This window comes from Halomonas sp. TP35, from assembly GCF_052375975.1.
Taxonomy (GTDB): Bacteria; Pseudomonadota; Gammaproteobacteria; order Pseudomonadales; family Halomonadaceae; genus Vreelandella; species Vreelandella citrativorans.
In genome coordinates, this window is the sequence record NZ_JBQSUZ010000002.1 from 496477 (window position 1) to 509419 (window position 12943).

Sequence of the window (12943 nt, forward strand, 5' to 3'; positions counted from 1 at the left end):
ATGGCGTGCCCTACTGGTGCTACGCCGCAATCTATTTGCCCGAAAGGCCCGTGTGGTTGAAAGCGCCCTTCGGCTACTCAAAAACACACGCTCACGAAACCACTATCTTACGCTAAGCACCGCTTTCACGCACGAATTTCAGCGTCTTATCCACCACGTCCAACTGCTGCGAATCAATCCAGGTAAGATTAGACCAGCTTCTTAACCAGGTTAGCTGACGCTTGGCGAGCTGGCGAGTAGCAATTACGCCGCGCTCTTTTAAGACAGCATAGTCGTACTCACCGTTCAGATACTCCCACACCTGACGATACCCTACGCTTTTCATGGCGGGCAGTTCCAGATGCAGGTCACTACGCTTTTTGAGGGCGGCCACCTCATCTATCAAGCCCTCCTCAAGCATAGCGGCAAAACGTTTTTCAATACGTGCGTGTAAAACACGTCTGTCGCTTGGCGCCAACGCAATGGATAGCACGCGCCAAGGGAAAGGCTCTGGCTGCTGCTCACCCCATAGCTCGCTCATTGAGCGCCCACTGGCATAATAAACTTCGAGTGCGCGCATTAAGCGCTGGGGATCATTGGGATGGATGCGCTGCGCCGACACAGGATCCACATCCATCAGTTTTTTATGCAGCGACTCCAGGCCTTCACTTTCACGCTGTTTGGCTAGCTGCTCGCGAATAGCGGGGTCCGCCGCAGGCATATTTGCGACCCCTTCAACCAGGCGCTTGTAGTACAGCATGGTGCCGCCCACTAGCAGTGGCACCTTGCCCGCTGCGCTGATTTGTCGCATCTCACTAAGCGCATCTTCTCGAAAATCAGCCGCTGAATAGGGCTCGGCAGGATCACGAAGATCTATTAACCGATGGGGTGCACGGGCAAGCTCAGCCGCACTGGGCTTAGCACTACCAATATTCATACCGCGGTAGACCATTGCGGAATCAACGCTGATTAGCTCATGCCCTAACCGCTCGTGCAGCGCGATTGCCGTATCGGTTTTTCCGGCCGCTGTGGGACCCATTAAAAAAATCGCCCAAGGGCGTGTATCAGCCATACCGTGGCAAACTCCGCCAAAAAATAACAGGGATTAATTCAGCCAGCCGCCACTTGGCAACATCTGGCAGCACCGCTACTGTCCGCGCAAAAACAACCGATCAAGCGCTTTTAGGTTCATTTGTGTCCAGGTAGGCCGACCATGATTACACTGATCGCTACGCTCGGTGCGTTCCATATCGCGCAGCAATCCATTCATCTCTTCAATGGTTAGCCGCCGATTCGCGCGCACGCTACCGTGGCATGCCATAGTGGAAAGCAGCTCATGAATACGTGTTTCTACCTGATGGGTGCGCCCAAAACGGGCAAGCTCTTCAAGCATTTCACGCACCAGTGCTTCCGGGTCAGCCTGGGCCAAAAGCGCAGGTAACTGGCGCACCAGCAGCGTTTCCGGCCCTGCAACATCCAGCTCAATCCCCAATTGAGAAATGGCTTTCTGTTCGCTTTCTGCCGTTGCCACTTCCGTGCGGCTAGCAGCAAGCGACACGGGCACCAACAGCGGCTGTGTATCAATGCCACTGGCAGCTGCCAGCTGATTTTTCATCCGCTCGTAGACAATGCGTTCATGGGCGGCGTGCATATCCACCAGCACGAGCCCTTGGGCATTTTGCGCCAGAATATAAATCCCATGCAGCTGCCCCAATGCAAAGCCTAGCGGCGGCGCACTGGTCGGGTCACTTTCAGGCATTACCGCAGGTGCTTCGCGCACCTCGCTGACAGACTGGTGACTACCAGCCCACGCACCCGGCGGCTGCGGCGTAAGCAGCGTATCCTCATGATTAGGGTGCAAGGCCTGATAGCCCTGCATAAAGCGGCGTACTTTTTCAGCCCCCGGGTGACGGTCAGGCGCCTGGGAAAGCGCCATGCCCTGCTGCTGCCACCGGGTAGAATCGGTCTGCTCAGGTTCGGTGACGGCGCCATTCACGCCTTCTGCTGAATGCTCCGAGACATCACTGGCATCGCCATCACTTTCTTGCGCTGGCTTAGACGTCGCCAAGCAGTGGTGCAGACTTGAGTAGAGAAAATCATGCACCATACGCCCATCACGAAAGCGCACTTCATGCTTGGTGGGATGAACATTCACGTCGACCACATCAGGGTCCAGCGTCAGGTAGAGTACAAACACAGGATGGCGGCCGTTATAGAGCACGTCCCGATAGGCCTGGCGCACGGCATGGGCCACCAGGCGGTCACGCACCACACGTCCGTTAACGAAAAAGTACTGCTGATCGGCCTGAGAGCGTGAATGCGTGGGCAAGCCCACCCAACCGCTTAGGCGCAGCCCACCGGCTTCGCGCTCAATATAGCGTGCATGCTCAATAAAATTCTTACCCAGCAGCGAGGCAATACGCCGCTCCTGAGCCGCCGCCGTATGCCCAGCAGGTAACTGGTGGACTACCTTCTGGTTATGACGGAGCACCCAGGTGATGTCGTAACGCGACAGTGCCTGACGCCGAAAGGCCTCTTCCACATGGGCAAACTCGGTCTTTTCAGTACGTAAGAACTTGCGCCGCGCAGGCGTATTGAAGAACAAATCACGCACCGCAACGCTGGTGCCTCGTGGGTGTGGTGCAGGCGTTACTCGCGCCTCCATCCCTCGCCCTTCGGCCACAACTCGCCAGCCGGTTCGCGGGTCTTCTTCCGCATTGGAAACAAGCTCCAACCGAGAGACAGAGCTTATTGAGGCCAGCGCCTCGCCACGAAACCCCAGAGAACTGACGCCCTCCAGGTCCTCAAGGCTTCCGATTTTACTGGTGGCATGACGTGCAAGCGCCAGCGGCAAGTCCTGCTCACTAATACCGATGCCGTCATCGCGTACTTTAATCAATCGCGCACCGCCCTGCTCGATCTCAACCTCAATGCGCTGACTTCCCGCATCAATGGCATTTTCAACCAATTCCTTGGTTACCGACGATGGACGTTCGACAACCTCCCCCGCGGCGATTTGGTTGGCCAAGCGGGGGTCGAGTACATGAATACGTGACGGCAAAGAACTCGACTCGGACACCAGACACCTCAAGAGTTGGGAATACGTAATACTTGGCCCACGCGAATAACGTCGCCATTCAAATCATTAGCTTGGCGCAGCTGGGCCACTGGCACACCGTGGCGCAGCGCAATCGAAGAGAGCGTATCGCCTGACTGAATGCGGTACTCATCCCCCGTAGGCTGGCGATGATTATCGCGCTGCCAGGCAAGCAGGCTCGCCGGTGGCGGGTTACGTTCAAAATGCGCGTTTAACCCGGAAAAAATAGCATCCGCAAGCCCCTGCTGATGAACGGGATCACGCAGTCGACGCTCTTCACTGGGGTTGGAAATAAAGCCAACCTCAACCAATAGCGAAGGAATATCAGGCGATTTAAGTACCATAAAGCCGGCCTGCTCGACGCGGGATTTGTGTAGCCGATTAATCCGCCCCAACTGCTCAAGCACCTGCCCGCCAATAGAGAGCGAATCGTTCAGCGTGGCGGTCATGGTTAAATCAAGCAAAACGCCGCGGAGCACTTGATCCTTATCACGCAGCGAAAGGTTGCCATCCACCCCGCCAATTAGATCAGCGCGGTTTTCGCTGTCGGCAAGCCACTGGGCTGTTTCTGACGTAGCGCCACGCTGCGAAAGCGCGTATACCGAGCTGCCCTCGGGGTGCGGACTGTTAAATGCATCGGCGTGAACCGACACAAAGAAATCGACCTTTTGCTCGCGGGCAAGCTGGGTACGTTGCCGCAGGCCTATGTAATAATCGCCATCACGAATAAGCACCGCTTTATAACCCGGCGTGGCATTGATTTTGGCAGCCAACCGACGCCCGATATCCAGCACGACGTCTTTTTCTCGCGTACCGCCAGGGCCAATAGCGCCCGGATCCTCACCGCCGTGGCCAGCATCAACGGCAATAATAACATCGCGTTGGGGGTGCGGCTGGGCGGGCTGAACCTCGACCGGCTCAGGGCTTTGCGTTCCAGGCGACGCTTGGCCACCCGGCAATTGAGCCTGGACATCGTTTCGCTGCGCCAGCATTTCCTGATCACGAATCATCGCTTCTATCGGATCAATCGGGTTTTCAACGGCACTCTCGCCGGGATACTCAAGGTCTACCACCAAGCGGTGACCATATTGGTCATTAGGCGGCAACACAAAGTGACGCGGTTCAACTGAGCGATTGAGTTCCAGCACCACGCGCAAACCGCCCCCATCCCGCGGCCCGGTCCGCACAACTTCAATCGCGCTGCCATCTAGCGGCAACGTGGAGGCATCCGTTTTTAGCTGGCTCTCCTCCAAATCAATCACCAAGCGCTCTGGGTCCGACAGGGAGAAAACATTCGCCTGAGTGACGCCGGAAAGATCAAATACCAGCCGCGCGTGATCGGGAGCGGCCCATAACCGCATGCTTTCAACATCAGCGGCCTGTACAGAAGAAACGCTCGCCATCAGCGCCATCAGCCCTGGCATGACATACCGGGCCAAGCCGGTGAGTTTGTTGCTAGTTACCATGAAGTGGTACCGTCTTCTGACTGCTTAAACGATTGTCTTGACTGCAGCCCATTAAGGACGCACTCACCGTACTCACTGAGTGCGTTTAACGTCGCCTCGCGCCCTGTAGTAGCTACCGTAAGTGATAAGCAAACATCGGGAGCTGGCAGCCACCCCTCACCTCGACTTGGCCACTCAATAATACATAGAGCGTCGTCTGCCAGCACATCACGACCGCCGATAAACTCAAGCTCCTCAGGATCAGATAAACGGTAGAGATCTAAATGATAAATGCGCTGTGTACCCAGCTCATAAGGCTCCACGAGGGTATAGGTAGGGCTTTTCACTGCCCCCAAATGCCCATAGGCCCTTAAAATCCCACGTGTTAACGTCGTTTTACCGGCGCCGAGGTCACCTTCCAGGTAAACACGCCCACGCCCCTGCAATGCGCGTCCCAGCGCTTCACCAAAAGCGACCTGCGCTTCTTCACTTTCCAATTGCACCTGCATGTGGGCTGCCTTTACGGGTTGATCAATACTCGCGCATAGAATGCCAGATCACTTGCCAGCAAGCCACGTTCTCCTTGTGCCTGTGCGGCACGGTCGGCGGCTAGCGCATGCACCATAACGCCTAGCCAGGCACTGCTCTCTACCTCTGCTCGCTGGGCGACCAAGGCGCCAAGCATACCGCTGAGCACATCACCCATTCCACCACTGGCCATACCGGGGTTTCCGTAAGGACATACGACCAAGCCACCGGGCCCAGCAATTAAGCTCCCCGAGCCTTTTAGAACAACAACGCCTCCTCGTGTACGCTGCAGTTCACGCGCAGCGGCAGGCCGATCAGCCTGCACATCGGCTACGCTACACTCAAGCAGCCGGGCAGCTTCGCCAGGGTGCGGCGTTAGTATCCAGTTATCACGGCGCTCGCTCGGCCAGTGGCTGGCCAGCAAATTAAGCCCATCGGCATCAACGACCAGCGGGGAGCCTGATGCCAGTGCATGCTGCAACACAGCCTGCCCCCAAGCGGCCTGCCCCAACCCTGGCCCCACCACCAGAACATCCGCTTTTTGCGGCAGTTCGTTTAAGTCGGCGCCGCCGCGTACACCGTGCGCCATTACTTCCGGGCAACGCATCAAACTGGCGATGGTATGCTCTGGCGCGGTTGCCAGGCTTACTTTGCCGGCGCCTAAGCGTACCGCCGCTTGGGAAGCCAACAGCGCCGCTCCACCAAACCCCGGCGCACCGCCCAATACCAGCACATGCCCCATATCACCCTTATGGCTGGTGCGGGAACGCGGCGCAAAAGCGTCTGTTAACCAGGCTTCGTCCAGCCGCCACGCAAAAGGAGGAATATCAAAAAAGGCCTGCGCCTTAACACCCAAGGGGCGAAAATCAATCTCCCCCGTATAGGCAGGCGCTTCGCCGGTATGTAACCCTATTTTGTCGCCAATAAACGTGACGGTAGTATTGGCGTGAACAGCATCACCAAAGACCGCGCCCGTATCCGCAGCTAACCCAGAGGGTATATCAATCGCCAACACGGGACATTTAGCGGCGTTGATCGCATTAATCGCCTGTTGCGTTGGCCCTGTCACCTTGCCGGTAAGGCCGATACCGACCAGAGCATCAACAATCACCTCGCCCGAGAACACACAATCAGCGTGCCACGCTTCGCAGGAAACACCGGCAGAGGTTGCAAGCTCGGCAGCCCTGGCGACATCACCCTTCAGCGCATCCAACGGCTTTAGCGTAATGCGCTGCACTTTAAGCCCTGACTGAATGGCAAGCGCAGCCAGTACATGACCATCGCCACCGTTATTTCCCCCACCACATAACACCGTTACGCTACGCGCCTGGGGCCAGCGCGCACGAAAGCTATGCCAGGCACTGGACGCTGCCCGCTGCATTAGGGCAAACCCTTCGATACCACCGGCAATGGTACGGCGGTCCAGTTCACGTACCTGCTCCGCTTTGAATAGCGGGCGCAGCGAGGAAGTACTTAAGGTGAACACGATATCTCCTTTCGCATGTTGTGATGGCGACCAATGCGTTAGCATAGCGCGACTAATGCTCGACCGTAGACTGATAATGCCCTGTTCCACTACTTCTTCACTTTCAAGCCATGCCATGACCACTGAAAAACTGGCCCACCTTGCTGACCTCATCAAAACCTGGGGCCGCGAACTGGGCTTTCAGCAGGTAGGTATTACCGATACGCAGCTCGATACGCATGAGCAGCATCTCAACGCATGGCTTGAGAAAGGTTATCACGGTGAGATGGGCTTTATGGACAAGCACGGTACCAAGCGGACACGCCCGGCCGAGCTTGAGCCGGGCACGCTGCGGATCATCAGCGTGCGCATGGACTATTTACCCCCCGAAGTTGAAACGACTCAGCTACTGGGTCAGCCGCAAAAAGCCTATGTATCACGCTATGCACTGGGCCGTGACTATCACAAGCTAATACGTAAACGCTTGGCTCAGCTTGGTAAAAAAATCGAACAGGAAGCAGGCCCTTTTGGCTACCGTGCCTTTGTAGATTCCGCCCCGGTAATGGAGCGCGCCCTTGCGCAAAAGGCAGGCCTTGGCTGGTTCGGTAAAAACGCCATGCTGCTCAACCCGAAGGCGGGATCACTGTTCTTTTTAGGTGAGCTTTATACCGACCTGCCCCTCCCCGTTGACCCGCCCTACGAGCGTGAGCATTGCGGCAGTTGCGATGCTTGTCAGACCGCATGCCCAACAGGGGCGATTGTTGACGACAAAGTGGTGGATTCGCGCAAGTGCATCTCCTATTTAACGATTGAGCTACACGGAGCGATCCCGGTTGAGTTTCGCCGCGCCATGGGCAACCGCGTATATGGCTGCGACGACTGCCAACTGGTGTGCCCGTTCACACGCTTCACCCGCGTGAGTAACGAGCAAGATTTTGCCCCCCGCCACGACCTGGACCGCGCCTCCCTGCTCAGCCTGTTTGCCTGGAGCGAAGAGGCATTTTTGGACAAAACCGCTGGCAGCCCCATTCGACGTATCGGCTACGAACGCTGGCTGCGTAATATTGCCATTGGCCTGGGCAATGCACCGTGGAGCGAAGCGGTTGAAGCCGCGCTGTGGGCACGGCGTGCTTACCCCAGCCCCCTGGTACGTGAACACGTTGCCTGGGCGCTTGATGAACAGCGCCTCAAGCGCGATGCACGCATTGCGACAAGCTAACGCTCAACCGAGGCTTACTCTTCTTCGTCCTGCCCGCCTGCCACGCGCAAAAAGGTGTTGCGGTAGTGGGCAAGTTCAGCAATCGACTCTTTGATATCATCCATTGCTAGGTGCACGTTGCGCTTGCTAAAGCCTGCCAGCGCGCCCGGGTTCCAGCGCTTGGCAAGCTCCTTAACGCTTGAAACATCCAGGTTACGGTAGTGGAAGAAACGCCACAGCGCTGGCATCTCACGCTCCAAAAAGCGTCGGTCCTGATGGATGCTATTACCACACATGGGCGACGAGCCTGCCACCACGTACTGGCGCAAAAATTCCAGTGTCTGCTGTTCGGCACTGGCCGTATCGTTCTGGCTGGCTTTTACGCGCGCGACCAGACCGGACTCGCCGTGGGTCTTCTGGTTCCAGTCATCCATTTGTGCCAACAGACTATCTGGCTGCTTAACGGCAATTACCGGGCCTTCCGCCACGACGTTTAAATCCGCATCGGTAACGAGTGTTGCCACTTCGATAATGCGCTCTTTATCAGGATCAAGGCCGGTCATTTCCAGGTCGATCCAGACCAGCAGATCACTACGCGGTTCGTTACTATTGCTCATGCTTTTCTCCAGGATAGCCAACGGGTCGAGTTACCCGGCGTCAGTTAACAGGTACACTATCCTCTATTGTACCGAGCATCGGGTGGTCATGAGCAAACGTAAATTAAGCCGCCAGCAGCAGTGGCGAGTCGACAAAGTCCAGGCAGAGCGCGCCAGCCGCGCTGAAAAGCGTGATGTACGCGACGCTGAAAAGCTGGCTGCTGGCGAATACGGCGCCGAACAGCCCGGCCGGGTGATGGCGCATTTCGGGCGAACGCTGGAAGTACGTAATACCGAGGGCACACCGGTACGCTGCCATCTACGTGCCAATCTGGACGGTATGGTGACCGGTGACCGGGTAATCTGGCGGGCAGGCCAGGAGGGCTCCGGCGTTGTTGTGGCCCGCGAAGAGCGTGACACCGTGCTCAAGCGCCCTGACGCGCGCGGCCAACTCAAGCCGGTCGCCGCCAATATCGACCAGATTTTAATCGTTTTTGCCGTCGAGCCGGCGCCGCATCCTAATTTGATTGACCGTTATCTGGTCGCCGCTGAAGCCACCGATATCGCGCCTGTTCTGGTACTCAACAAAATCGACCTGCTGCCAGACGATGGCGGCGAGCTTGGCAAGCTACTAGAGCGCTACCGTGCGCTGGGTTACCCGGTGGTGCGCACTACCACGGCCAACGAAGAAGGGCTTGCACCTTTACGCCAGCAGCTTGAGGGCCGCACCTCGGTGTTTGTGGGCCAAAGCGGCGTGGGAAAATCGTCTCTGATTGATTTGCTGCTGCCCGATGAATCACTGCGTATCGGCGCGCTTTCAGAAGATTCACGCAAGGGTACGCACACCACGACTACCGCGCGGCTCTATACCATGAACCGTGATGAAGTCACCGATGGCGAGCTGATCGACTCTCCCGGTATTCGGGAATTTGGCCTGATCCATTTGACCGAACAGGACGTAACCGACGGCTTTATCGAGTTCCGCCCTTTCTTGGGCCACTGCCGTTTTCGTGACTGCCGCCACCGGGAGGAGCCAGGCTGTGCTTTACTTGGAGCGGTTGAGGAAGGCAAGATTCACCCGGAACGTTTTGCCAGCTATCGCCGGATTCTCGATAGCTTAGACGCTTGATTTTAAAGGAGCTAACCATGAGCACCGAGCACCCATCATCAGAGTCAAATCTTCTACCGCTGATTGTTGAGCCAGAACAGTTGCAGAGTAGCCTGGATCAACCAGCGCTTTTGATCATTGATGTGCCGGTGAATCCGGATAGTTACCGCCAGGGGCATGTGCCGGGCGCGGTATATCTGGATTTTCGCTATCTGATGCGCGGCGAAGGCCCGGTGCCCAACGACGTTCCCGATGTAGGCTTCTTATCGCAACTATTCAGCGCACTGGGGCTTACTCGCGACACTCACGTTGTGGCCTATGATGACGAAGGCGGCGGCTGGGCAGCGCGCCTTTTATGGACGCTGGAGCTGATTGGCCACACCCGCTACTCCTATTTAAATGGCGGCATTCATGCGTGGCGTGATGCCGGCATGCCCGAAAGCACGGAGCAAACCCGCCCCTCGCCTAGCGAATACCATGCACAAATTTTAAACCCGCAGGCGCTTATCACCTGTGATGAGATTAAAGCCAAGCTGGGTGACAAGCAGTTCGCGGTTTGGGATGCGCGCTCCAAGGGCGAATATGACGGCGAGAAAGGCAATAATAAGCATCTTGGCCATATTCCAGGTGCGGTCAATATGGATTGGCTAAACGCCATGGACCGGACCCGCGCCCTGCGTATTCGCGACTACGCCGAGCTTATAACTGAGCTTGGAGCCATGGGCCTAACGCCCGATATGGAAGTAGCCACTCACTGCCAGAGCCACCACCGCAGCAGTTTTACCTGGCTGGTAGGCAAAGCCCTAGGGTTTAATATACGCGGCTATGCGGGCTCCTGGGGTGAATGGGGCAACCGCGATGATACGCCGATCGAAAAGTAACGTAACCGGCTTGGCTGGCACGACGTTTAACCACTGCTAAAAGTAATTAATGTGACGCTACCTCAAAAAGCTTTCTCGTTACTCCAGTACCCGCTTCCCCATCATGCCATCTCGCGTCTGACCGGCACGTTTGCGCAGAGTGAAGCGCCTTGGCTGAAAAACATGCTGATCAAGGCCTTTATCAAGCGGTTTAACGTCGACATGAGCCAGGCACTTGAACCGGACCCAACGGCGTACGCCAATTTTAACGCGTTCTTTACCCGCGCTTTAAAAGCGGATGCTCGCCCGCTGGGGCAAGGCATTTTAAGCCCGGCCGATGGCTCGCTTTCGCGCCATGGTCGCCTGCAGGCGGGCCAGCTGGTTCAAGCCAAGGGCCATACCTATTCGGCTCAGTCGTTACTGGGTGGGGATGCCGCGCTTGCAGAAGAGTTTATGGGCGGCAGTTTCGCGACCGTTTATCTCTCGCCACGCGACTATCACCGTGTACATATGCCCATGACCGGCACACTGCGGGAAATGATTTATGTGCCTGGGCGAATTTTCTCAGTGAACAAAGCCACCGCGAGCTACGTGCCGAACCTGTTTGCACGCAACGAACGCCTGGTATGCATTTTTGATTCAGAACACGGCCCATTTGCCATGGTGTTGGTCGGCGCGATGGTCGTTGCCGCCATTGAAACCGTGTGGTCTGGGCAAGTTACACCTCTGGCGGGCGTGCCTCAACGCACACGTTTTGACAAAACCATCACACTTGAGCGCGGCGAGGAAATGGGGCTATTCAAACTCGGCTCTACCGTTGTAATGTGTTTTGCCAAGCCGGTCACGTTTAGCAATCCAGCAACGCGTGAGGATTATCGACCAGAAACCCTGGTGCAAATGGGCCAAACCCTCGGTGATTTTCCGCCAGCCCCGCCTATCGCTTAGCGTTAGCAATTCGGCGTCGAAAAGGTGAGTACGTCTTCAAGGCGTGCTTTACCCAATGCCAATTGAATTAAACGGTCAACTCCCAGCGCTACGCCCGCACATTCGGGCATGCCATGCTCAAGCGCTGCCAGCAAACGCTCATCAACATCGACCTCGGGTAGCCCCAGGCGTCGCCGTTCAGCGTTATCGTCGCTAAAGCGAGTGCGCTGCTCAGCGGCATCGGTTAATTCGTGATACCCATTGGCCAGCTCAATACCGTTCAGGTAAAGCTCAAAACGTGATGCGACCCACTCTCCATCCACATCCTGGTGTCGGCGGGCAAGCGCCGCTTGGCTGGCGGGATAGTCCGTTACCACGCTTAATTCGTTCTGTCCCAACGTGGGCTCAATCACCATGCTCATCAAAAGATCGAGGCAGGTATCGCGGCCTTCGTTCACCAACGCCCCGGTAGGCATCCGGCCTCGCTCAGCGGCTAGCGCGCGTAGCTTATCAAGTGACGTTGTGAAGGGGTCGATAGCCAAACAGGTATGAAACAGCTCGCGATAACGATAGTGCACTACCGGCCCGGCAAAAGCAGGTAACAGCGTGGCCACCAGCGTGGCGGTCTCATCGATCAGTTCGCCAAGCGAAAATCTTGGCCGGTACCATTCAAGCATCGTGAATTCGATGTTATGGCGCGAGCCCACTTCACCATCACGAAAACTACGCGCCAGCTGAAAAATGGGCCCACTGCCTGCGGCCACTAAACGCTTCATATGAAATTCAGGTGAGGTTTGCAGCCATAACCGCCGCTGGCCTTTATCAGTGCGCGCTTGAGTCGCAAGTGACACCAGGTGCACATCGGTACTTCCGCCCTGCCCAAGCACCGGCGTTTCAACTTCCAGTACGTCACGTTGGGAAAAAAATGCTCGCACCTTTGAAAGCAGACGTGCTCGCTCGCGCAGCGTTTCAATTTGCGCATTTGGTCGCCAATCAATGGCCATCACCGCTCCTTGAATAAAATAAAGCCACGCAAATGCGTGGCCCTAATGTAGTACAAATGTAGCCAAGTGCGTAATAAAGCCTGCCGCTTTATCCACTTGGCTAAGCACTTAACTACTCACTTAACTACTCACTTAACACTTAGCTTAAAAACGTACTTATCAAGCGCGAGAAACGTACTCGCCAGAGCGCGTATCGATTTTTAACACTTCGCCCTGGTTGATAAACAGAGGTACACGAACAACAGCACCCGAAGAGAGCGTTGCAGGCTTAGAGCCGCCCTGCGCCGTATCGCCTTTCAGACCCGGGTCAGTCTCGACCACTTCAAGCTCAATGAAGTTGGGCGGCGTCACCGAAATTGCCTTGTCGTTCCACAGTGTAAGCGTATAAGGCACCTGCTCTTTGAGCCATTTGACAGTATCGCCCAGCGCTTTCTTTTCTACAGCATACTGCTCAAAAGAGCCGTCCGTTTTCATAAAGTGCCACATGTCACCGTCGGTGTAGAGATACTCCATCTCCAGGTCCATGACATCTGCACCTTCCAGTGAATCACCCGACTTAAAAGTACGCTCGCCTACACGGCCGGTCATCAGATTACGCAGCTTAACGCGGTTAAACGCCTGCCCCTTGCCGGGCTTGACCAATTCGTTCTCAACGATCGAGCAAGGATCACCGTCGAGCATTACTTTTAAACCGCCTTTGAATTCATTGGTAGAATAGTTAGCCATGTTGCCTCTCTGT

The 12943-nt window shown here is 56.2% G+C and carries 12 protein-coding genes; 4 read left to right on the forward strand and 8 right to left on the reverse strand.

Annotated elements, in window-relative coordinates; genetic code table 11:
* Positions 1–112: 112 nt before the first annotated feature.
* From miaA to ACT3RU_RS05045, 5 genes are all read right to left on the reverse strand, one after another.
* On the reverse strand, positions 113–1051 hold the full coding sequence (gene miaA / locus ACT3RU_RS05025) for a tRNA (adenosine(37)-N6)-dimethylallyltransferase MiaA (RefSeq protein ID WP_087109491.1): 939 nt from the start codon (positions 1049–1051) through the stop codon (positions 113–115).
* 75 nt (positions 1052–1126) lie between these two features.
* Positions 1127–3058 (reverse strand): DNA mismatch repair endonuclease MutL, encoded by a 1932-nt coding sequence (mutL, locus tag ACT3RU_RS05030; protein WP_087109492.1) that lies wholly within the window; start codon positions 3056–3058, stop codon positions 1127–1129.
* Between the two features lie 8 nt (positions 3059–3066).
* Positions 3067–4542, reverse strand: coding sequence for an N-acetylmuramoyl-L-alanine amidase (locus ACT3RU_RS05035; protein WP_483392530.1), 1476 nt, complete (start codon positions 4540–4542; stop codon positions 3067–3069).
* Positions 4536–5030, reverse strand: a complete 495-nt coding sequence (tsaE, locus tag ACT3RU_RS05040) for a tRNA (adenosine(37)-N6)-threonylcarbamoyltransferase complex ATPase subunit type 1 TsaE (RefSeq protein ID WP_483392531.1) — start codon at positions 5028–5030, stop codon at positions 4536–4538. The genes ACT3RU_RS05035 and tsaE overlap by 7 nt, the downstream gene beginning before the upstream one ends.
* A gap of 11 nt (positions 5031–5041) precedes the next feature.
* Entirely contained in the window at positions 5042–6535 is a 1494-nt protein-coding gene (locus ACT3RU_RS05045; protein WP_483392532.1) for an NAD(P)H-hydrate dehydratase, read from the reverse strand.
* A 115-nt stretch (positions 6536–6650) separates the two neighbouring features.
* Between ACT3RU_RS05045 and queG the strand changes: the two genes are divergently transcribed.
* Positions 6651–7733, forward strand: a complete 1083-nt coding sequence (gene queG, locus ACT3RU_RS05050) for a tRNA epoxyqueuosine(34) reductase QueG (RefSeq protein ID WP_483392561.1) — start codon at positions 6651–6653, stop codon at positions 7731–7733.
* 14 nt (positions 7734–7747) lie between these two features.
* On the opposite strand, the gene orn is transcribed toward queG, so the two are convergent.
* On the reverse strand, positions 7748–8329 hold the full coding sequence (gene orn / locus ACT3RU_RS05055) for an oligoribonuclease (RefSeq protein WP_172116274.1): 582 nt from the start codon (positions 8327–8329) through the stop codon (positions 7748–7750).
* An 88-nt stretch (positions 8330–8417) separates the two neighbouring features.
* Between orn and rsgA the strand changes: the two genes are divergently transcribed.
* The 3 genes from rsgA to asd are packed head-to-tail and all read left to right on the forward strand — an operon-like array spanning position 8418 to position 11221.
* The gene (rsgA, locus tag ACT3RU_RS05060; RefSeq protein WP_087109501.1) at positions 8418–9437 is read left to right on the forward strand and encodes a small ribosomal subunit biogenesis GTPase RsgA; all 1020 of its coding nucleotides are present in this window, start codon (positions 8418–8420) and stop codon (positions 9435–9437) included.
* A gap of 17 nt (positions 9438–9454) precedes the next feature.
* A complete protein-coding gene (locus ACT3RU_RS05065; protein ID WP_483392533.1) occupies positions 9455–10297 on the forward strand; it encodes a sulfurtransferase in 843 nt (280 codons plus the stop codon).
* A 51-nt stretch (positions 10298–10348) separates the two neighbouring features.
* Positions 10349–11221: an archaetidylserine decarboxylase gene (gene asd / locus ACT3RU_RS05070; protein ID WP_483392534.1), complete on the forward strand. Its 873-nt coding sequence runs from the start codon at positions 10349–10351 to the stop codon at positions 11219–11221.
* A 2-nt stretch (positions 11222–11223) separates the two neighbouring features.
* On the opposite strand, the gene epmA is transcribed toward asd, so the two are convergent.
* Complete coding sequence (gene epmA, locus ACT3RU_RS05075; protein ID WP_483392535.1) at positions 11224–12204, reverse strand: EF-P lysine aminoacylase EpmA; 981 nt, start codon at positions 12202–12204, stop codon at positions 11224–11226.
* A 159-nt stretch (positions 12205–12363) separates the two neighbouring features.
* Positions 12364–12930 (reverse strand): elongation factor P, encoded by a 567-nt coding sequence (efp, locus tag ACT3RU_RS05080; RefSeq protein ID WP_172116269.1) that lies wholly within the window; start codon positions 12928–12930, stop codon positions 12364–12366.
* Positions 12931–12943: the final 13 nt, after the last annotated feature.

Excerpts from the sequence above, each read along its gene's own strand:
- miaA (WP_087109491.1), bottom strand. The coding sequence starts at position 1,051 with ATGGCTGATACACGCCCTTGGGCGATTTTTTTAATGGGTCCCACAGCG.
- ACT3RU_RS05035 (WP_483392530.1), bottom strand. The coding sequence starts at position 4,542 with ATGGTAACTAGCAACAAACTCACCGGCTTGGCCCGGTATGTCATGCCA.
- tsaE (WP_483392531.1), bottom strand. The coding sequence starts at position 5,030 with ATGCAGGTGCAATTGGAAAGTGAAGAAGCGCAGGTCGCTTTTGGTGAA.
- queG (WP_483392561.1), top strand. The coding sequence starts at position 6,651 with ATGACCACTGAAAAACTGGCCCACCTTGCTGACCTCATCAAAACCTGG.
- orn (WP_172116274.1), bottom strand. The coding sequence starts at position 8,329 with ATGAGCAATAGTAACGAACCGCGTAGTGATCTGCTGGTCTGGATCGAC.
- rsgA (WP_087109501.1), top strand. The coding sequence starts at position 8,418 with ATGAGCAAACGTAAATTAAGCCGCCAGCAGCAGTGGCGAGTCGACAAA.
- ACT3RU_RS05065 (WP_483392533.1), top strand. The coding sequence starts at position 9,455 with ATGAGCACCGAGCACCCATCATCAGAGTCAAATCTTCTACCGCTGATT.
- epmA (WP_483392535.1), bottom strand. The coding sequence starts at position 12,204 with ATGGCCATTGATTGGCGACCAAATGCGCAAATTGAAACGCTGCGCGAG.
- efp (WP_172116269.1), bottom strand. The coding sequence starts at position 12,930 with ATGGCTAACTATTCTACCAATGAATTCAAAGGCGGTTTAAAAGTAATG.